Raw genomic sequence first — 20,316 nt, forward strand, 5'->3', positions numbered from 1 at the left:
AATCATCCGCCCAGGTAGACCTCGACTACCCCGGCGTGCCGGAGCACGTCCTCCGGCCGGCCTTCCGCGATCTTGCGGCCGGCGTCGAGGACGACGACCCGGTCGCACAGATCGCGAATGGCGCCGATGTTGTGCTCGACGATCACCATCGTGATGCCGCCGCCGCGCAGCCGCCGGAACAGCGCGAGCAGGGCGCCGACTTCCGTCGGATTGAGGCCGGCCGCCGGCTCGTCGAGCAGCAACAGGCGCGGCCCCGCGGCGAGCGCCCGGGCGACCTCCAGGCGCTTGCGTTCGGCGAGGGAGAGTGTGCCGGCCGGCCGCGCCGCGAGATCCGCGAGCCCGCAGAACCGGAGGCACTCGAGCGCGTCCGACCGCGCCTGCCCAAACGCCGCGGCGCGTTCCCGCCCGTAGAGGCGCGCCAGGAGGACGTTGTCGAGCACGGAGAGCCCGGAGAGCGCCCGGACCAGCTGAAACGTACGCGCGATGCCGAGCGCCGCCCGCCGGTAGGGCGCGAGCCGCGTGATGTCGCGGCCGTCGAAGACGACCGCGCCGCGGTCGGGCGCGAGCGCCCCGGCGATCAGGTGGAAGACGGTGGTCTTTCCGGATCCGTTCGGACCGAGGAGGCCCAAAATCTCCCCGGTCCGAACCGTGAACGAGAGATCGTTGACCGCGCGCAGCCCGCCGAACGTCTTCGCGAGGCCACGCGCGTCGAGCAGATCGGGACTAGCGGGCACGCCAGGGCGGAGCCGGATAGATCAGCCGCACGCCGCCGAGGTCTCTCGGCCACACCAGTTCCTGTTTCCCGGCCTGCCATTGGACGAAGACGGTCGTCACGATGCCCGTGCCGTCGGGCCGGAACCGCACGGGTCCCATCACGGTCTGCATGTTCGTCGCCGCCATCGCGTCGCGGATCGCGCCCGGATCCAGCCGTCCCGCGCGGCCGATCGCGTTGGCCACGATCTGGACGCACGCGTACGCCGGGCCAACGATCACGTCCGCCGGACGGTGAAAGCGCTGCTCGTGCTCGGCGTTGAGCTGCGCTACGCCCGGGGACTTGAGGTCGTGGTGCCAGCCCGGCGCCAGCAGCACGTCGTCGCCGTCCTTGCCGAGCGCCTGCGCCCAGCTGGCGACGTCGGCGGCCCGGATCAGCACGATGGCCTTCGGGTTGAAGTCGAGCTCCTTCATCTGGCGGATCATCGTGATCCCGTCGGGCGGGTTCGGCAGCGCGAAGACGGCGTCGGCGCCCGCGCTCTTCGCCCGCAGGATGATGTCGGACATGTCCCGCGACAGCGGCGTATACTGCGCCCGCAGCACGATCTGGTAGCCGTACTCGCGCGACCGCGACGTCCAGACGTCGCCCATCTCCTGGCCCCAGTCCGTCCGCTCCTGGAAGATCGCGACGCGCCGGGGCCGCTGTTCGGCGGGGATGCTCGCGTTCAGCATGCGGTACGTCTCGGGGCCGAGGTCCGGCGACTTCGGGAACGGGGAGAAGAGGTACCGGAAGCCCTGCTCGTGGATCTTGTGCAGCGCGAACGCCACGCCGCAGTACGGGAGTTTGTCCTTCTCCGCCACCGGCGCCGCCGCCGCGTGCATGTCGCTCGCGAAGCCGCCGAGCAGCGCGACGACACCCTGGCCGGCCAGCGTCTCGATCCGGGTCACGGTCTTCGTCGGGTCGGATTCGTCGTCGAGCACGGACAGCTGCAGCTGGACGCGCTGACCGCCGACCGTCACGCCGCCCGCGCGGTTGATGTCGTCCACCGCGAGCTCGTATCCGGCGCGCACCTGCGCCCCCCCGCCGCCGTACCGCCCGGTCAGCGGAATGACGCTGCCGAGCTTCGCGGCCGCCGCCGGCGCCCCGACCGAGCCGGTCGCGGGTAGGCCCACCACGAGCACCGCAAGCGCCACTGCCGCCAACAGATTACGCATCTGTCACCCCCCAGCGTGTGCGGCCCTCCGGCCGCCGATGCGACCCCCGGGCTACTTCCATACGTCGCGCGCGGTCTCGACCACCAGCCGCAGTTTCGCCCACTGGTCGTCCTCCGACAGCAAATTGCCCTCCATCGTCGAGGCGAAGCCGCACTGCGGGCTCAGCGCGAGCCGCTCGAGCGGCACGTACTTCGCGGCCTGCTCGATGCGGCCGGTCAGATCGCGCTCGGATTCCAGTCGGGGGCGCTTGCTGCTGACCAGGCCAAGGACGACGGTCTTGCCCGGCGGCACGAAGCGCAGCGGCTCGAACGTGCCCGACCGTTCGTCGTCGTACTCCAACAGAAACCGGTCGACCGCGAGCCCGCCGAACAGCCGCTCGGCGATGAGGTCGTAGCCCCCCTCGGCGTACCACTGGCTGCGGTTGTTGCCGCGGCAGAGGTGGATCGCGAGGGTCACCCCGGCGCGGCGCGCACCGTCGAGCGAGGCGTTGTCCGCGCGCACGGCTTCGTCGAGCGCGGCCTCCGGTTCGACGCCCATCTCGCGGCGCACGTAGTCACGCCACTTCGGGTCGACGTAGTAGCTGTAGCGCGGCGCGTCGATCTGAATGTAGGGAACGCCGGCGGCGGCAAGCGCGCGGATCTCCGCGTTGACAATGGGAACGATGTCCCACAGCAGCGCCGAGTGGTTGGGGTAGACGCGGTCGGTGACCCCGCGCTTGAACGCGATCGCCGGAAACTGGTTGGCGCTCGGCAACGTGATCTTCACCGGCCCGGCGCTGTGCGCTTGCAGGAAGGGCAGCTCGTGCGCGGTGAGGCGCCGGCGCTGCGTGAGCCTGGCCGTGGCGATGCCGGTCACGCTGCTGACCGGCGCCGCGCCGGGCGCCGTCGACGCTGTTCCGCTCCACGTGCGCGCGACCGCGTCGCCGCTGTCGAATCCGTCGACGGCGTCCAGCAGATCGCTCATGAAATTCGTGCGGCGCAGTTCGCCGTCGGTGAAGACGTCGAGGCCGAGGTCGCGCTGGCGTCCGAGGACGCGCAGGATATGCCGGTCTTCGATCTCGCGAAGGCGGCCCGCGGCGCCACCCGCGGACCTCGCCTCCAACAGCTCCGGCGGCCGGAGCAGGCTGCCTACGTGGTCGGCCCGGCAGGGCCCGGTCATGCTGGTCATGATGCCGGGGCGTCTTTGGCGTGACGGCGAACCACTCCTGCTTCAATAGGGCGGGGTGCGAACGCGGCCGAGACGGGGGGGTAGAGCGGCGCGAGACGCCGAACACCGCTCTGCGCCGGGTTCGGTCCAAGCGGACCACCGCCGCGAGTCCCGGCGTAGTTGGAGGCGTTGGATGGGTACGACCGCGCCGCTGATCGCTCAACTCGCGCACGTCGAGCTGCTGACGCCGTGCCTGGACGAGAGCCGGTGGTTCTTCCACGACCTGCTCGGTTTCGAAGAGAGCGGTCGGGAAGGAGCCTCGGTCTACCTGCGGGCGTACGAAGACTTCTACCATCACACGCTCAAGCTCACGCAGGCCGACGGACCCGGGCTCGGCCACGTCGCATGGCGAACGCCGTCCTCCGAGGCTCTGCCGGTGCTGGCGCGGCGCCTCGACGCCGCCGGGCTGGGGCGCGGTTGGCACGACGGCGACCGCGGGCACGGACGAGCCTTCCGCTTCGTCACGCCGGACGGCCATCCGATGGAGGCGCTGTGGGACGTCGAGTACTACCGGGCCCCATCGGGGAAGAGCAGCAAGCTTCGGAATCGTCCGCAGAAGCGGCCGCTGCGCGGCATACCGGCCCGGCGTATCGACCACGTCAACCTGATGGCCAGCGATGTCGCCGACGTGCGCCGCTTTTTTATGGACGTCCTCGGGTTCCGGCTGCGCGAGCAGAAGATCGGCGAGCGCGGCGTCGAGGTCGGCGCGTGGCTCAGCGTGAGCCCGATGGTGCACGAGGTCGCCGTGATGCGGGATGGCACGGGCGCGGCCGGCCGGTTTCACCACGTCGCGTACTGGTACGGCTATCCGCAGCATCTGATCGATCTCGCCGATCTCTGCGCCGAGTACGAGGTGCCGGTCGAGGCCGGCCCCGGGAAGCACGGGGTGACGCAGGGCTTGTTCATGTATACGCGGGAGCCGGGCGGGACGCGCGTCGAGCTCTTCGGCGACTCCGGCTATCATATTTTCGATCCGGAGTGGAAGACGGTCGTTTGGGACGTTGCCAACGAAAACGATCTGGAGAAGAGCAGCATCTGGTTCGGCGGCCGGCTGCCGGAGACGTTCTACACGTACGGCACGCCGTCGTGGCCGTTGCCGGCTCCTACGCAGAAGGCGGCTGTGGCGCCGAGGCGGTCGCGATGACCGCGGAACTCTGCTGGACCTCCGGCCGCGACCTCGCCGCGCAGATCCGCCGCAAGGCCTTCTCGCCGGTCGAGGTCGTGGATGTGGTCCTCGAGCGGATCGAGCGGATCAACCCCGCGGTGAACGCGTACTGCACCGTGACGGCGGACCAGGCGCGCGAGTGCGCGCGCGCCGCCGAGCAGGCCGTGTCGCGCGGCGAGACGCTTGGGCCGCTGCACGGCGTCCCGTACTCGCTCAAGGACCTCACGCCGGCCCGCGGCGTCCGCACGACGATGGGCTCGAAGATCTTCGAGCACCAGGTGCCGGAGGAGGACGCGATTCTCGTCGAACGCCTCCGGGGCGCGGGCGCCATTCTGGTCGGCAAGACCAACACGCCGGAGTTTGGCTGCAAGCCGTTCACGGACAACCGGATCTTCGGGGCGACGCGGAACCCATGGGCGCTCGACCGGTCGGCCGGCGGTTCGAGCGGCGGGGCGGCGGCCGCGGTGGCGAGCGGCCTCGCGCCGCTTGCGGAGGGCAGCGATCTTGCGGGATCCATCCGGCATCCCGCCGCGTGGTGCGGGGTCGTCGGGTTCAAGCCGTCGCAGGGGCGGGTGGCGCGCTATCCAAACGCCGCCGCGTGGAACGCGATGTCCACGAGCGGGCCGATCACCCGTACCGTCGCCGACGCGGCGCTGATGTTCTCGGTCATGACGGGACCCGATCCGCGCGATCCGCTGGCGCTGCCCCACACGGGCGAGGACTGGGCCCGGCTCGCGGACGGCGCGCAGATCCGAGGCCTGCGGGCCGCCTGGACGCCCGACCTCGGCGGCGCGGCGGCGGTGGACCGCGGCGTGGCCGCCGTGTGCGAGGGCGCCGCGAAGCGGTTCGCCGACCTCGGGGCGGGCGTGGAACAGGCGTCGCCCGAAGTCGGGAACATCACCGATTCATTTCTCGCGCTCAACGCGGCGGTCCGGCTGGCAACCGTCGGCAGGTACCTGGAGCAGTGGCGCGAGCAGATGGATCCGATCCTCGTGCGGCGGCTCGAGTTGGGCCGCAGCCTCACGCCGGACGACATCGGGCGCGCGGAGGTGGAGCGAACGGCCTACCATCACCGCCTGAGGCGCTTCTTCGAGCACCACGATCTTCTGCTGCTGCCGGCAACCGCCGTCGCGGCGACCCCGCTCGACCTTCCGTTGCCGGCGGAGATCGCCGGCCGGCGGATCACGCAGCACATCGACATGCTGCTGCCGACGTTCGCGTTCAACTTCAGCGCCTACCCGGCGATCACGGTGCCGTGCGGGTTCACCGACGAGGGGCTCCCGGTCGGGCTCCAGATCGTCGCCGGCTGGCAGCAGGACGCGAGAGTGCTCACGGCCGCCGCGGCGTTCGAAGCGGCGTTCCCGTGGGCGGACCGGCGTCCGCCGGCCCGGTAAACGTTGGGCGGGGCGCGGCCTTGAGGCCGCCCCGCGGGGGTGTGCCGCGCGTCCGGACCGACGGCTCTACGTCGCCGCGGTCTGCTTCAGGCGCTCGCGGTAGGCTTTCCGGAACTTGGCGACCTTCGGGCCCACGACCACCCGGCAGTACGGCTGGTTGGGGTTGTGCGCGAAGTACTCCTGATGGTAGTCCTCCGCTTTGTAGAACGCGGTGAACGGTTTGACCTCGGTGACGATTGGGTTGCCGAATCGCCGCGCCTCGGTCAGTTCGCGAATCGCCTGCTCGGCCGTGGCCTTCTGCTCCGGCGAGTGGTAGAAGATCGCCGAGCGGTACTGCGTGCCGACGTCGTTGCCCTGGCGGTTGAGCGTTGTCGGGTCGTGAATGTTGAAGAAGACCTCGAGCAGATCCCGGTACGACAGGGTCCGCGGGTCGAAGGTGATCTGGACGACCTCCGCGTGCCCGGTCGTGCCGGTGCAGACCTGCTGGTACGACGGGTTCGGCACGGTGCCGCCGGCGTAGCCCGATTCGACGCGGAGCACGCCGTCGAGATCGTCATAGACGGCCTCGAGACACCAGAAGCAGCCGCCGGCCAGCGTGGCGGTCTCTTCTCGCGGCGTGTCGTGCTGCGCCCGGTCCGCTGCGTTCATCGGTGGCCCTCCTTGTCGGTCAGGCGGTCGGTTGCCGCTAGCATACCGCGCGGCGCGCCGGAATACAGGAGCCGTCTCCCGGTGACCCGAAGGCTAGCCCGTGGGGTCGGGCCGGCGAGCGGAATTGAGCAGTTGTTCGAGGACGCGCGGCAGATCCGCGGCGATCACGCCGTTGGTCGTCACCGCGTCGCAGCCCGCGAGCTGCGCCGCGCGGGCGCGTTTGGTGTCGCGGTGTCCGCAGAACCCGAGCAGGGGAATGCCGCGTGTCGCGCCGTCGGCCTTCATCCGGCGGATCGCGCCGGGCGCGTCGAATCCCCGGACGGCGAGATTGACGATCACCGCGCGGGGCCGGCTGTGGACGGCGGCGTCGAGCGCGTCCGCCGAGCGGACGACGACCGCGCGGTATCCAAGCCGCTCGACCGACGCCGAGACCCGAGAAGACAGCAGCAGATCGTCGTCGGCGACGACGATCCGCGGTGGTTCCCCTGCGGACGTCATGCCGGGCGCGGCGCCGCCGCCGCTAGACGGAGAACCCCATTGCCTGCAGCGAGAGACGGCCCTCGTCGGTGAGGCGCTCCGGCGACCACGGCGGATTCCAGACCATCTCCACGGCCGCGTTTTCGACGCCGTCGATGCCGAGCAGCTTCGATTCGATCTCGGCGATGATCTGCGGTCCGAGCGAGCAGCCCACCGCCGTCAGTGTCATTTTCACGTTGACGACGTCGTCCACGATCGTGATGTCGTAGATCAGCCCCAGGTCCCAGATGTTGACGGGGATCTCGGGATCGAAGCAGGTTTTCAGAACGTCGATGACCTGGTCGCGCGTAACCATGGCACCCTCCGTCGCCTTCGCCCATTCTACCACGGCCGGCGGCGGGAGGTGTGGCGATGAGGGCGCGGCCGGCGCTGCTCGCGGCGCTGGTGGCGGCGCTGCTCGTCTATCCCGCCGCCGCCCGCTGGTACACCGAATGGTTGTGGTTCGGGGAGGTCGGCTACCGGACGGTGTTCTGGGTGCCGTTCCTCTCGAGCGCGGCGGTGGCTGCCGCGGCGGCGCTCTCGGTGTTTCTGATCTTGTACCTGAACGCGCGACCGCTCCTGCGGCTCCGGCCGATCGCGCGCGTCGTCGAGTTGCGGCCGGTCGGAGGGACGCGGACCTACCGTCGCATCGTCGGGGGCCTGTCGCCCGGACGGCTGGCGGCGATGCTCGCCGCGGTGGTGGCGATCCTCGCCGCGCTCAGCGCGGCCGACTCCTGGCCGGTCTTTCAGACGTTTCTGCATCAGGTGCCGTTCGGCGTCCGGGATCCGGTGTTCGGCCGCGACGTCGCGTTCTACGTCTTCGCCCTCCCGGCGTACGAGGCGGTCTACGGCTGGCTGTTCGGCTGGCTTTTCGTCGCCCTGTTGGGCTCCGCCGCGGCGTACTATCTCGACCTCGTGCCGCTCGCGATCCGCGGCGTCTGGGCCGTGCCGCGCGGCGTCCGGGTGCACCTCAGCGTGCTGGCCGGCCTCCTGGTGCTGTTGCGTGGGGCCGGGTTCTGGCTCGACCGCTTCGGCATCCTCTATTCACCGCACGGCGCGGTGTACGGCGCCGGCTACGCGGATCTCCACGCGACCCTGCCCGCGCTCACCCTCCTCGCCGCGCTGTCCGCGGTGACCGGCGTGCTGCTGCTCGCTTCGACGCGCGCCCGCACGATCCGCCCCGCGGTTGCGGCGCTCGTCGTGCTGCTGGCCGTGTGGATCGGCGGGACCGTTTTCTACCCGGCGTTCGTGCAGCAGGTCGAGGTCGCGCCGAACGAGCTCGACCGGGAGCAGCCCTACATCCGGAACGGTATCGCGTCGACGCTGCGCGCGTACGGGCTCGATCGCGTCGAGGAGCAGTCGTTCCCGGCCACGCTCAGCCTGACCCCGGCCGCGGTCGAGAGCAACCGGACGGTGCTCGACAGCGTGCGGCTCTGGGACTACCGGCCGCTCTTGCGGACGTACGCGCAGCTGCAGAGCCTGCGGCTGTACTACACGTTCACGGACGTCGGCATCGACCGCTACCGGATCAACGGCCGCGAGCAGCAGGTGATGCTGTCGGCGCGCGAGCTGGACGTGGAGCGACTGCCGGACCAGGCCCGCACCTGGGTCAACGAGCACCTCGTCTTCACCCACGGGTTCGGACTCGTGATGACCCCGGTGAACCGGATTTCGGCCGAGGGGCTGCCGGAGTTCTACATTAAAGACATCCCGCCGCAGAGCACCATCGGTCTGACCGTCGCGCGGCCGCAGCTCTACTACAGCCTGCTCACCACGCCGTACGTGGTCGTGAACACGCGCAACAAAGAACTGGACTACGCCCAGGGCGAGCAGAACGTGTACGCCACCTACGCCGGCCGGGGCGGCGTGCCGCTCACGGCGCCGCTGTCCCGGCTCGCGTTCGCGTCGCGGTTCGGTCACATGTCACTGTTATTGACCAACGACATCACGCCGCAGAGCCGCGTACTGTTCCACCGCGACGTCCGGGACCGCGTCTCGCGGGTGGCGCCGTTTCTGAAGCTCGACCGGGATCCGTACCTCGTGCTGGCGGACGGCCGGCTGTTTTGGATTCTCGACGGCTACACGACGACCTCGAGGTATCCGTACGCGCGACCGACCGGCGGTCTCAACTACATCCGCAACTCCGTCAAAGCGGTCGTCGACGCGTACGACGGGACGGTCGACCTGTATGCGATCGCCCCCGCGGATCCGCTGCTCGAGACCTACGGGCGGATCTACCCGGGCCTGCTCAAGCCGTTCTCGGCGATGCCGCCGGCGCTCGCGGCGCACGTCCGGTACCCGGTCGATCTCTTCACGATTCAATCGGACGTCTACGCGACGTTTCACATGAAAGACCCGCGCGTCTTCTACAACCGCGAGGACCTCTGGGGCATCCCGACCGAGCTGTTCGGGGGATCGCCCCAGCCGGTGGAGCCGTACTACGTGAACTTGAAGCTGGATCCCGCGCGCGGCGAGGAGTTCGCGCTGATCCTACCGTTCACGCCGTCCGGCAAGGACAACATGGTCGCCTGGATGGCCGCGCGCAGCGACCCGCCTAACTACGGGCGCCTCTTGGTCTATCGGTTCCCGAAGGACACGACCGTCTTCGGGCCGATGCAGATCGAGGCGCGGATCAATCAGGATCCGACGATCAGCGCGCAGCTCACTCTCTGGAATCAGATGGGCTCGCAGGTGATCCGGGGCAACCTGCTCGTCGTGCCGATCGGGGACTCGCTGCTGTACATCGAGCCGCTCTATCTACAGGCGCAGGGAAGCGCGCTGCCCGAGCTCAAGCGCGTCATCGTCGCCTACGGCGCTCAGATCGCGATGGAGCCGACGCTCGACGGGGCCGTGGCCCGTATCTTCGGGGCGATGCCGGCGGCGTCCGCGCCTCAGCCGCCGTCGGGACCGCCGGCGTCCGCCGTCCCATCCGCGCCGGGCGCACCGCCCAAAGTCCCCGCGGGACGCGGCGCGGAATCCGCGCAGGTCGCCTCCCTGGTCGCCGAGGCCAACGCGCACTACGCGCGCGCGCAGGCGGCGCTCCGCGCCGGCGATTTCGCGACCTACGGCAAGGAGATCGACGCCCTCGGCCGCGCGCTCACCGAGTTGCGGCGCATCACCGGCACGCCGTAGCCCGGACTAGGACTCGGACCTCTTACCGGATCAGCACGTCCAGCTCGGGGAGCAGCACGATCCCGTCTTGGTCGCTCGCGGCTGTGTGGGCGACCAGCGCCGTGCAGGTTGTTCCGGACCGGTTCATCACGAGGTGGGGCACGTCCGCCGGAATGAACATGAACTCGCCGGCGCCGGCCTCGAGGTGGTGCTCGAGCCGCGGCCCCCAAAACATCTCGGCGCGGCCGTCGATCACGTACGCGGCCGTCTCGATGCCGCGGTGGAGATGCGTCTTCGCCCGCGCGCCGTCCGGCATCTCGAGCACGGTCATGCAGATGGATTTCGAGCCCGCCGTGTCGCCGGTAAGCCCGCGCATGTAGGTGAGGCCCTGTTTGCCGTGGTACGCTTCGCCCGACCTGATGACGCGGCAGCCGTCCGCTCCGGTCTTCACGGCTGGAACTCCTTTGGTTCGTATTTGATGAACGCCGCCGACGGGCGGGGCATTCACTCGGAAAGCGTCAGCGCCGCCGCGTACTCGTCGGTCGTGTTCAAGTTCGTCAGGGACCGAAGATCCGGATCGAAGCGCCGCAGTTCGGCCGCGCCGAGCTCCGTGACCCTAAGGCCGCGCAGCACGTCGGCGTTGCGGCCGCCGCCGGCGAGCACGCGCTTGATCGGTTCCAGGCACGCCGGCGTATACACGGCGTGGAGCGGTTCATAGTCCCGCACCCGGGGAATCACCACGTCCGCCGCGCCGGCGAGCGCGCCCATGTGGCGGACGAGCGCCGGACACAAAAACGGCATGTCGCAGCCGCAGACAAACGCCGGGCCGCCGGCTTCGAGTATGCCGGTGTAGATGCCGGCAAGCGCGCGGCGGTCCGGCAGCGCGTCGCGTACCGTCCGCAGCCCGATCGCCTCGTACGGTTCAGGGCGGTTCGCGACGACCAGGACGTCCCCGCAGGCCTCGCGCAGCCTCGCCGCCACCCGCTCGACGAGCGTCGTTCCGCCGAACGGCAGGAACGCCTTGTCGCGGCCCATGCGCCGGCTCTCGCCGCCGGCGAGAATCACCCCGATCACGGCCCGAGTATAGCACCGAGGGCCCGGACCCAAGGGTTTCGCGGACGGAGGGGGAAATGTTGCCGGAACGCGCGGCAGGCGCGGGCGGTTCACCCAGCGGAGGGGTGCCATGGAAGATCTGCAGGCGCGCCAGGTGCTGAAGGAGTTCGGGATCCAGGTCACCCAGTTCATGGGCCGCCGCCGTGAGCTGCAGGAGCTGGCGGTCTCCGCCATCGACGGGGAGGACCGGGCCTCCGTGGCGGCCGTGCTCGCCGCGCTCGTGAGCGAGACCTCCGAGATGCACCGCCGCTGGCTGCAGGTGACCAACCTCGTGCTGGAAGAGGAGCGCCGGGCCTACAGCGAGATGGCGCGGTTGCTGGAGCAGGCCGGGCAGACCGAGATGCCGGCGGGTCCGCCGCCCCTGCCGGAGCGGTCCGAGTAGCAGCGCGGCCGAGCCCCGCCGGCTGCATCGCATCGCCAAAGTCTTTACGTTCGATCGGCGGCGCTTCAGCGTCTACCGCCCACCGTGTGCGGAGTCGCCGGCGCCGGTCCCTTAGCCTATTCGAACAGCCGCGGCACCTCGCGGACGAACGCGGTCACGAGCCGCACGGTCGCATCGAAGTCGCTGAGCCGCAGCAGACTCAGCGGCGAGTGGATGTATCGGCAGGGGACGGAAACCGCGCCGGCAAGCACGCCCGCGCCGACCAGGTGAATCGCGCCGGCATCTGTGCCCCCGTACGCCGGCCGTTTGTGCTGGTACGGAATGTCGTTGGCCTCGGCGACCTGCTCCAGTGCGTGCACCATCTGCGGCCGTACGATCATCGAGCGGTCGGCGATCGTGATCGCCGTGCCGCCTCCGAGGCGCGTCACCTGCTTCGGCGCCGGCACGCCCGGCAGGTCCGAGGCGACGGTGCCTTCGATCGCCAGCGCGACGTCCGGCGTGATCTGATAGGTGGCGGTGCGCGCGCCGCGGAGGCCGGTCTCTTCGCCCACCGTGAAGGCGCAGACGAGGGTCCCCTCAAGCGGCGCGCCCGCCAGGGCTTCGAGCGTCTTGATCAACACCGCGCATCCGGCGCGGTCGTCGAGGGCCTTCCCCATGATCAGGCCGTCGGGCAGGTGCTCGCACGGATACGCGATGACGGCGGGATCGCCGATGCGGACGCCCCGCTGCGCCACCTCGTCCGCGGAAGTCGCGCCGATGTCGAGATACAGGGCGTCGAGCGGCACCGGCCGCTCGCGCTCGTCGCCGCTCAGAATGTGCGGCGGCAGCGTGCCGACGACGCCGCGCACGAGCGCGCCGTCCCGCGTCCGGATCGTCACGGCGTGCGCCAGCAGGAGCCGCGCGTCCCATCCGCCGATCGTCGTGAAGCGGAGAAAGCCCTCGCGCTCGACGTGCGTGATCATGAACCCGATCTCGTCCATGTGCGCGTCCAGCATGACCGTCCGGCCGGGGCCGCCGCGCCGGGTCACCAGCAGGTTGCCGAGCACGTCGGTGCGGACGTCGTCCGCCCACGGGGCGACGAGCGCCTCGATCACCCGGCGTACGTCGTCTTCAAACCCCGACACGCCGAAGGCGTTCGACAGCGAGCCGATCAGGCTGTGCGTTTCCATGAACTCGAATTTCCGGCCGCGCGGGGCCGCCTCCTGCGGTCGCGCGCGGCCAGGGAACGGGGCCTCGCGCGCGAATAAGAATAGTCTCCCCCATCAGCGTAGGAAGGAGCCTGCCGTGGACGCGATGACCGCGCACGTCGCTCGGGTGTTCCCTCAGGCGATCGAAGACCTGGGCCGGCTTGTGCGGATTCCCTCGGTCGCGGCGCAGCGGCGAGGGATCCCGGAGGCGGCGCAGGCCGTGCGGGCGCTGTTCGAGGCCGAAGGCGGGCGCGCGACGCTCCTCGAGGACGGCGGCGCCAACCCGGTCGTCGCGGCCGAGTTCGAAGGGCGGTCGCCACGGACGCTGCTCTTCTACAACCACTACGACGTGCAGCCCGCGGAGCCGCTGGACGAGTGGACGGTGCCCCCGTTCGACGTGACCCGCCGGGACGGCCTGATCTACGGCCGCGGCGTCTCGGACAACAAGGGCGACCTGATGACGCGCATCGCGGCGCTGCGGCTTCTCAAGACGGCGAACGGCGGCCTGCCGTGCCGCGTGAAGTTCGTCGTCGAAGGCGAAGAGGAAGTCTCGAGCGTGCACTTCGGCGCGGTCACGCGCGCGCACACGGATCTGCTCGCCGCGGACGCGTGTATCTGGGAGTACGGCGAGCGGGACACGCAGGAGCGGATGCACATCGTCTGCGGCATGAAGGGCATCTGCTACCTGCAACTGGAAGCGCGGACGGCCGCGGTGGACCTGCACTCGTCGTACGGCGCCGTCATCGAGGGCGCCGCGACCCGGCTCGCGTGGGCGCTGGCCACCTTCAAGGACCCGAGCGGCCGGATCCTGATCCCGGGCCACTATGATCGCGTGCGGCGGCCGACCCCGGACGAGGAGACCGCGGCCGCGGAGATTCCACCGGACACCGTCGAGGGGGTCCGTGAGCGCGTCGAGGTCCCGGGGTTCATCGGCGGCGTGCGAGGCGCCGGCGCGGTCCGGCAGCTGCTCTTCACGCCGACCTGCACGGTCTGCGGTATTTGGGGCGGCTACACGCTCGAGGGCTCCAAGACGGTACTGCCCGCCGCCGCGCACGCGAAGGTCGACTTCCGGCTGGTGCCGGACCAGGATCCGCACGAGGTCGCGCGCAACGTGCGGCGGCATCTCGACGCCCGCGGCTTCCGCGACATCGAGATGGTCGTGCTCGGCGGCGAGTATCCGTGGCGCACGGACCTGCGCGATCCGTTCGTGGGGCTCGTGCGCGCCGTGGTGACGGAGGCGACCGGCCGCGCCACGCTCGTCTACCCGACGTCGGCCGGGACGGGGCCGATGCACGATGTCGGCCCGGTGCTCCGCATTCCCCTCGTCAGCACGGGCGGCGGATACTGGGGCGGTCGGGCGCACGCGCCGGACGAGAACGTCCGGGAGAGCGACTTTCGCGAGACGATCGGGCTGATGGCCCGCCTGCTGGAGCGGTTCGCGGCCGCCGGGTGACCGGCGCGGGCGGGGACGTATCGGGGAATCGCGACGCGGCCCTCCGCGTTGAGGGCCAAGTGGCGGCTTGGAACGGAGACGCTGCACACGGGAGGCGGGCATGGCGGTCGAAGTTGGACAGCAGGCACCGGAGGCGGTGCTCGTAAACGGCGAGCGCAAGGCGGTCAAGGTCAGCGAACTGCACGGCAGGACCACGGTTTTCGCGTTCTTCCCCGCCGCGTTCACCGGCACGTGCACGAAGGAGATGTGCCGGTTCCGCGACGATCTAGGCCGGTTCAACTCGTTGAACGCGCAAGTCTACGGGATCAGCGCGGACACGCCGTTCGTCCTGAACGAATTCGCGAAGGCAAACAGCCTGACGTTTCCGCTGTTGAGCGACTTCAACCACCAGGCGATGAGGGCGTTTGGGGTGTACGAGCCGGCGTTTATCGGTCTCCTCGACGGCATCGCGAAGCGCTCGGTCTTCGTGATAGACAAGAACGGTAAGGTCGTCTACACGTGGTTGAGCGATAAGGCCGGCCAGGAGCCGCCGTACGAGGATCTTGAGGCCGCGGTGAAAAAGGCCGGCTAGCGCGGCCGGACGGGCCGAACCGAGCGAGGGAAGAATGTGAGCATGACGCCGACGGTACGAACAACGCTGTCGAACGGCCTGACGGTTCTGCTGCGAGAGGTGCACACCGCGCCGGTCGCGACGTTTTGGGCATGGTACCGCGTCGGCAGCCGAAACGAGGTGCTCGGCATCACCGGCATCTCCCACTGGGTCGAGCACATGCTGTTCAAGGGCACGCCGACCCTCGGCAAGGGCGAGCTGTCGCGCCTGGTCAACCGGCACGGCGGCACTTGGAACGGCTTTACCTGGAAAGACTTTACGGCATACTTCGAGACTCTCCCGGCCGAACACGTCGGTCTCGGGATTCGCATCGAGTCGGACCGGATGGTCAACACGCTCTTCGACCCGGACGAGGTGGAGAGCGAGCGCACGGTCATCATCTCGGAGCGCGAAGGCGCGGAAAACAGCCCCGACTTTGCGCTCTACGAGGAAGTGGAAGGCGCGGCGTACCGCGTCCATCCGTACCGTCATGCGGTGATCGGCTACAAGAGCGACCTGCGCGCGATCACGCGCGACGACCTCGTTCGCCACTACCGCACGTACTACACGCCGCGCAACGCGATCGTCGTCGCGGTGGGCGCGTTCGATTCCGGGGTGCTGCTCGAGCAGATCCGCGCGGCGTTCGAGCCGATTTCGTCCGGCCCGCCGGCGCCGCCCATCCGCGGCGTCGAGCCGCCGCAGGAAGGCGAGCGGCGCGTGACGCTCGAGCGTCCGGGGGGCGCGGTGCCCGTCTGCCAGATGGGCTTCCACGCGCCGGCGGCGTCGGATCCCGACTTCTTTCCGCTGCTGATCGCCGATGGGGTCCTGTCGGGGTTCAAGGGGCCGGGGGTCTTCGGCGGCAACGGCCTCGGTGCGCGGAGCAGCCGGATCTACCGCGCGCTGGTCGAGACTCAGCTGGCGGTCGAGGCCGGCAGCTCCTTCCGGCCGTCGCTCGACCCGGCGCTCTTCGAAATCGGGCTCACCCTGCGCCCCGACGTGCGGCCGGAACGCGCGGAGGCGGCGGTGCTCGCCGAGCTCGCCCGGATCGCCGGCGAACCGATTGACGCGGCGGAACTCGAGAAGGTCCGCAAGCAGGCCCGCGCGCAGTGGGTGTACGCCGCCGACGGCGTGAGCCAGCAGGCCGTGCTGCTCGGCAGTAGCGAGGTGGTGGCGGGCGGCCGGTTCCTTGAGGAATTCGAGGCGCGCCTCGCGGCGGTGACGCCGCGCTCGGTGCAGGACGCCGCGGCGAGGGTCTTCGACGAGCGCAACCGGACGATCGGCTGGTACCTGCCGGTGGACGCCCCGGCGCGGGCCGGCTCGCCGCATGCCGCCGGCGCGGCCGCGCCGGCGCCGGCGGCAGGTGACGGCTGATGCCCGAGGCCGGGATCCGCGCCGTTCCTATCACGCCGGAAACGGTGACGCGGCGGCAGCTTCCGAACGGCGCCGTCGTGCTGGTGCGGGAGAGCCACGCGCATCCGGCGCTGACGGTGCGCGGCTACCTCCCGGCCGGTGTGCGCGCGGATCCGCCGGGGCGGGACGGGCTGGCGGTCTTCGCCGCGTCGATGCTGACGCGCGGCACGATTCAGCACACCTCCCAGGAATTCGCGCTCGAGCTCGATTCCCTCGGTGCCAGCGCCGGCGCGTCCGCCGACATCGAGGGGGCGGGGTTCTCGGCCCGCTGCCTGGCGGAGGACGCGGGGCGCGTTCTCGACCTCCTCGCGGAAGTGCTCCTGCGTCCGACCTTCCCGGCCGATGAGACGGAGAAGCAGCGGACCAAGATCATCACCGCCATTCGCGAGGCGCGCCTCGACACGCGGGCGGCGGCGGATCGGGCCTTTCGGGCGGCCGCGTTCCCGGCCGGCCATCCTCACCACCGTCCCGCGGAGGGTGAAGAAGAGACGGTCGCCGCCGCGACGCGCGACGACTTGGCGGCGTTCCACCGGCGGCGCTACCGTCCGGACGGTCTCGTCGTGACGGTCGTGGGCGACGTGCGGACCGAATGGGTCATCGACCGCCTCGCGCGCGCTTTCGAAGGATGGACGCCCGACGTCGCGCCGGCGCTGCCGCCCGTTCCGCCGGCCCGTCCCGCCGCGTCGATTCAGCGGGCCCAGGTCGCCATTCCGGGCAAGACCCAGGCGGACATCGTCCTCGGCGGGCCCGGCTTCGCGCGGACGAGTCCAGACTACTACGCCGGCATGATGGCGGATCTGATCCTGGGCCGCCTCGGGCTGATGGGCCGGCTCGGCGCCCGTGTGCGCGACGAGGAAGGCCTCGCCTATTACGTCTACAGCCAGGCCCAGGCCGGTTTCTACGGCGGTCCGTGGGCGGTCCGCGCCGGCGTGAATCCTGCCAACGTGGCGCGGGCCACCGACGGCGTGTTGCGCGAGATCGAAGGCTTCCACCGCGAACCGGCGCGCGGCGACGAGCTGCGCGACGCGCGCGACTACGTGACCGGCTCGATGGCGCTCCGCCTGGAGACCGACGGCGGCATCGCGCAGGCCCTGCTGGAGTTGGAGCTGTTCGGTCTCGGACTCGACTACCTGCAGCGCTTCGCGGCGCTCATCAACGCCGTCACGCCCGAGCAGATGGGGGACGTGGCGCGCCGGTATCTTCGGCTCGACGGCTACACCGTCGCGACGGCCGTCCCGGCGTAGCCGAAGGCCGGAAGGGGGACGCGATGCCCGAGTTCGCCTATTTCTGCGGCACCGAACAGTTCCAGCCGGAGACGCTCCTCGATCACGCGGCGGAGGCGGAGCGCGCCGGGTTCGACGCGATCGCGGTGTCGGACCACTTCCATCCCTGGGTCGACGACGCGTCGGCCGCGGCGTTCGTGTGGGGATGGCTCGGCGCGGCCGCGGCCCGGACGACGCGCGTGCGCCTCTCCACCCAGGTGACGTGCCCGCTCTTCCGCTACCATCCGGCGCTCGTCGCGCAGGCCGCCGCGACGACGGATCGGCTGTCCGGCGGCCGCTTCGCGCTCGGGGTCGGCAGCGGCGAGGGCATCAACGAGCGACCGCTCGGCTGGGAGTTTCCCGGGCCGAAGGAGCGCCGAGGCCGCATGGCCGAGGCGGTCGCGATCATGCGCCGCCTCATGGACGGTGAGAAGCTGGATTTCGCCGGCGAGTTCTACCAGACGCGCAAGGCGAAGCTCTACAGCCCGCCGGTCCACCGCGTGCCGATCTGGATGTCGGCCGGCGCACCGCTCGCCGCGAAGCTGGCGGGACGCGCCGCCGACGGCGTCATCGTCAGTGTGAAGGTGCCCGCGGAGGCGCGGGAGCAGGTCATCGATCCGTGCTTCGACGCGGCGCGGGAGGCGGGCCGGCCCAAGCCGGCGCTCGTCGCGCAACGGTGGTCGATCCTGGCCCGCGACGAGGACGAGGCGTGGCAGGCGTTGCGGGCGTGGCGCGGCCTTCGGGTCGAGGGCCGGCTCGAAGAGCTGGATCCGGCGGTCCTGCGCGAGCGCGCCGACGGAATGGACCGGCGTGAAATCATCGGCAAGTACGCGTGGGCGCGCACCACCGAAGAACTGGTCGAGGTCTACCGCCCGCTCGTCGAAACCGGCGCCGACGTCGTCACGATCCAGGTGACGTCCGTGGACCAGCGCGCGACAATCGCCCGCGTCGGCGCGGAAGTGCTGCCGGCGCTGCGGCGCCTCGCCTCTCGGGCGTGAGGTGACTCAGGTCGCGCTCCTTGCCGTGCCGGGTTTCCCGGAGATCGGGCCGGGGACCGATCTTCCGGCGCTGATCGCCCGGACGCTGCGCGCCGCCGACCTCGCGCCCGCCGTCGGGGACGCGCTCGTCATCGCCCAAAAAGTCGTCAGCAAGGCCGAGGGCAGCGTCGTGGACCTGACCGCGGTGCGGCCGGGACCGGAGGCCCTGCGCCTCGCGGAGGCGATCGGGAAGGATCCGCGCCTGGTCGAAGTCGTGCTGCGCGAGTCCACGCGCGTCGTGCGCGCCCAAAACGGCGTGCTCATCACCGAGCACCGCCTCGGCTTCATCTCGGCGAACGCCGGCGTCGACCACAGCAACGTCGGACTCGGGCCCGACGTGGTGAGCCTGCTGCCGCGCGACCCGGACGCCTCCGCCCGCGCGATTCGCGACGCGCTGCGCGCCGCCTTCGGAGTTTCGGTCGCGGTCGTGATCAACGACAGCCACGGCCGCCCGCACCGCGAAGGCGCGGTCGGCGTGTGCATCGGCGCGGCGGGCTTCGAACCCGTCGTGAGCCTCGTCGGCCGTCCGGACCTGTACGGCTACACGATGCGCACCTCGAGCGAGGCGATCGCCGACGAACTCGCCGGCGCGGCCACGCTCGTGCAGGGCCAGTGCGCCGAGGCGACGCCGGTCGTGCTGATCCGCGGCCTCGCGCTGCCCGAGAGCTCGAACGCGGCGGCCGTGCGCCTCCTCCGCGATCCCGCGCGAGATCTATTTCGATAAACCGGCGAACCAGCCGCAACAAACCCCGACCCCAGTCGCTTAGGAAATTCGCTGCGCCGCGGCAGGAGTGTCCCCCGAGTCGACGAATTACATGCGATCGCGGCCGGCGTTTGTCGGCCGCGCGACGTTGTCTTGCGGCCGGAGACCGGCCGGGACCAGGGGGGACGAGATGTCGCGAGTGATTCACCGTTTCGGGATTGGCGTTCTGATTTGCGCCCTCGCCGTCGGCGCGCTGTCGCTGCCCGGCCGCGCACAACCGGCCGGGACGGCGTGGAAGGTGCGGGTCGGTGCCGACACGCCCGACCACGCGCTACAGGGCCAGGATTTCTATCCCCGCTCGATTACGATCAACGCGGGCGATTCGATCACGTGGACGAAGAACGTTGTGATCGAGCATACCGTGACGTTCCTGTCGGGCGCGACGCCGCCCCCGCCGTTTTTGCCGCAGCCCGACCACCGTGTGCTCGTCAACCCGCTCGTCGCGTTCCCGCAGGGAGGGGCATCCTACGACGGGACCGGCATGGCCAGCTCCGGCACCATCGAGGCGGCGGGCAAGTCCTACACGCTGACGTTTACGAAGCCGGGCCGCTACAACTATCTGTGCCTTTTGCACCCCGGCATGCAGGGAACGGTCCTGGTGCAGGCGGTCGGGAAGGCGCCGATGACGCAGGCGCAGGTCGACAAGGCCGGCTCGGACCAGTGGGCCGCGTCGCTGGCCGCCGGCAGAAAGGTCGTGGCCGGCTGGAAGGTCTCCCAGGCGCGGTCCTCCTCGGGTACTGTCTACACAGCGCCGATCGTCGGCAGCGCGCCGGCACACATATCGGTGTTGCGGTTCACGCCGGCACCGCTTCGCGTGAAGGCCGGGTCAACGGTCACGTGGACGATGACGGATCCATTCGAAATCCACACCGTCACATTCCAGGGACCCGGCGTGGTCCCCCAGTTCCTACTGCTGGAGCAGGCGGCGCAGGGCCCGCCGAAGATCTGGGTCAACCCCAAGATCCTCGCCCCCGCCGGCGGGCCGGCGCACACCGGCAACGCCTACTACAATTCCGGCATTATACTCCCGGTAAATCCGCCGGGCCCGACGTCGTACACCCTGAAGTTCACGAAGCCGGGTACGTATACGTACTGGTGCGTCGTCCACGTCCCGGAGGGCATGCGCGGCTCGATCATCGTGCAGTAGCCCCGCG

The 20,316-nt window shown here is 70.5% G+C and carries 20 protein-coding genes; 11 read left to right on the forward strand and 9 right to left on the reverse strand.

All coding sequences use genetic code 11. The features are described from left to right. Positions 1-2: 2 nt before the first annotated feature. From VFL28_07915 to VFL28_07925, 3 genes are read right to left on the reverse strand one after another with little or no spacing between them, the layout of a single operon-like run. Positions 3-734, reverse strand: coding sequence for an ABC transporter ATP-binding protein (locus VFL28_07915; protein ID HET7264579.1), 732 nt, complete (start codon positions 732-734; stop codon positions 3-5). After that, complete coding sequence (locus tag VFL28_07920) at positions 724-1,926, reverse strand: amino acid ABC transporter substrate-binding protein (GenBank protein HET7264580.1); 1,203 nt, start codon at positions 1,924-1,926, stop codon at positions 724-726. Before VFL28_07920 ends, VFL28_07915 begins: the two co-directional genes overlap by 11 nt. 51 nt (positions 1,927-1,977) lie before the next feature. Continuing rightward, complete coding sequence (locus VFL28_07925) at positions 1,978-3,093, reverse strand: methionine synthase (GenBank protein ID HET7264581.1); 1,116 nt, start codon at positions 3,091-3,093, stop codon at positions 1,978-1,980. 172 nt (positions 3,094-3,265) lie between these two features. Between VFL28_07925 and VFL28_07930 the strand changes: the two genes are divergently transcribed. Further along, entirely contained in the window at positions 3,266-4,276 is a 1,011-nt protein-coding gene (locus VFL28_07930; protein ID HET7264582.1) for a VOC family protein, read from the forward strand. Further along, positions 4,273-5,691 carry an amidase family protein gene (locus VFL28_07935; GenBank protein ID HET7264583.1) on the forward strand — a complete coding sequence of 473 codons (1,419 nt, stop codon included), beginning with the start codon at positions 4,273-4,275 and terminating at the stop codon, positions 5,689-5,691. Before VFL28_07930 ends, VFL28_07935 begins: the two co-directional genes overlap by 4 nt. A 66-nt stretch (positions 5,692-5,757) precedes the next feature. On the opposite strand, the gene msrA is transcribed toward VFL28_07935, so the two are convergent. The 3 genes from msrA to VFL28_07950 all read right to left on the reverse strand — a co-directional run bounded on the left by msrA (position 5,758) and on the right by VFL28_07950 (position 7,171). Next, the gene (gene msrA / locus VFL28_07940) at positions 5,758-6,339 is read right to left on the reverse strand and encodes a peptide-methionine (S)-S-oxide reductase MsrA (GenBank protein ID HET7264584.1); all 582 of its coding nucleotides are present in this window, start codon (positions 6,337-6,339) and stop codon (positions 5,758-5,760) included. A gap of 93 nt (positions 6,340-6,432) precedes the next feature. After that, entirely contained in the window at positions 6,433-6,837 is a 405-nt protein-coding gene (locus VFL28_07945) for a response regulator (protein HET7264585.1), read from the reverse strand. A 22-nt stretch (positions 6,838-6,859) separates the two neighbouring features. Beyond that, complete coding sequence (locus VFL28_07950) at positions 6,860-7,171, reverse strand: iron-sulfur cluster assembly protein (GenBank protein HET7264586.1); 312 nt, start codon at positions 7,169-7,171, stop codon at positions 6,860-6,862. Positions 7,172-7,227: 56 nt separating this feature from the next. Between VFL28_07950 and VFL28_07955 the strand changes: the two genes are divergently transcribed. Next, positions 7,228-9,987, forward strand: coding sequence for a UPF0182 family protein (locus VFL28_07955; GenBank protein ID HET7264587.1), 2,760 nt, complete (start codon positions 7,228-7,230; stop codon positions 9,985-9,987). 22 nt (positions 9,988-10,009) lie between these two features. Here the strand turns inward: VFL28_07955 and VFL28_07960 are convergent, their stop codons facing one another. Together VFL28_07960 and VFL28_07965 are read right to left on the reverse strand one after the other, a co-directional pair. After that, positions 10,010-10,417, reverse strand: coding sequence for a cupin domain-containing protein (locus VFL28_07960; GenBank protein ID HET7264588.1), 408 nt, complete (start codon positions 10,415-10,417; stop codon positions 10,010-10,012). A 53-nt stretch (positions 10,418-10,470) separates the two neighbouring features. Further along, complete coding sequence (locus tag VFL28_07965; protein ID HET7264589.1) at positions 10,471-11,040, reverse strand: molybdenum cofactor guanylyltransferase; 570 nt, start codon at positions 11,038-11,040, stop codon at positions 10,471-10,473. 109 nt (positions 11,041-11,149) lie between these two features. On the opposite strand from VFL28_07965, the gene VFL28_07970 reads away from it, so the two are divergent. After that, positions 11,150-11,461, forward strand: a complete 312-nt coding sequence (locus VFL28_07970; GenBank protein HET7264590.1) for a hypothetical protein — start codon at positions 11,150-11,152, stop codon at positions 11,459-11,461. A 116-nt stretch (positions 11,462-11,577) separates the two neighbouring features. Here VFL28_07970 and VFL28_07975 read toward each other — a convergent pair whose 3' ends face one another. Continuing rightward, positions 11,578-12,630: a M42 family metallopeptidase gene (locus VFL28_07975; GenBank protein ID HET7264591.1), complete on the reverse strand. Its 1,053-nt coding sequence runs from the start codon at positions 12,628-12,630 to the stop codon at positions 11,578-11,580. 124 nt (positions 12,631-12,754) lie between these two features. Between VFL28_07975 and VFL28_07980 the strand changes: the two genes are divergently transcribed. The 7 genes from VFL28_07980 to VFL28_08010 all read left to right on the forward strand — a co-directional run bounded on the left by VFL28_07980 (position 12,755) and on the right by VFL28_08010 (position 20,309). Beyond that, entirely contained in the window at positions 12,755-14,101 is a 1,347-nt protein-coding gene (locus VFL28_07980; protein HET7264592.1) for a M20/M25/M40 family metallo-hydrolase, read from the forward strand. Positions 14,102-14,201: 100 nt separating this feature from the next. After that, a complete protein-coding gene (locus tag VFL28_07985) occupies positions 14,202-14,672 on the forward strand; it encodes a peroxiredoxin (GenBank protein ID HET7264593.1) in 471 nt (156 codons plus the stop codon). 42 nt (positions 14,673-14,714) lie between these two features. Further along, the gene (locus tag VFL28_07990) at positions 14,715-16,061 is read left to right on the forward strand and encodes a pitrilysin family protein (GenBank protein HET7264594.1); all 1,347 of its coding nucleotides are present in this window, start codon (positions 14,715-14,717) and stop codon (positions 16,059-16,061) included. Continuing rightward, positions 16,061-17,344, forward strand: coding sequence for a pitrilysin family protein (locus VFL28_07995; GenBank protein ID HET7264595.1), 1,284 nt, complete (start codon positions 16,061-16,063; stop codon positions 17,342-17,344). Before VFL28_07990 ends, VFL28_07995 begins: the two co-directional genes overlap by 1 nt. Positions 17,345-17,367: 23 nt before the next feature. Next, entirely contained in the window at positions 17,368-18,360 is a 993-nt protein-coding gene (locus VFL28_08000) for a TIGR03557 family F420-dependent LLM class oxidoreductase (GenBank protein HET7264596.1), read from the forward strand. Between the two features lies 1 nt (position 18,361). Continuing rightward, positions 18,362-19,123: a coenzyme F420-0:L-glutamate ligase gene (cofE, locus tag VFL28_08005; protein HET7264597.1), complete on the forward strand. Its 762-nt coding sequence runs from the start codon at positions 18,362-18,364 to the stop codon at positions 19,121-19,123. Positions 19,124-19,292: 169 nt separating this feature from the next. Beyond that, positions 19,293-20,309 (forward strand): plastocyanin/azurin family copper-binding protein, encoded by a 1,017-nt coding sequence (locus VFL28_08010; GenBank protein HET7264598.1) that lies wholly within the window; start codon positions 19,293-19,295, stop codon positions 20,307-20,309. Positions 20,310-20,316: the final 7 nt, after the last annotated feature.

The sequence above is a fragment of the bacterium genome (genome assembly GCA_035691305.1).
Lineage (GTDB): Bacteria > Sysuimicrobiota > Sysuimicrobiia > Sysuimicrobiales > Segetimicrobiaceae > DASSJF01.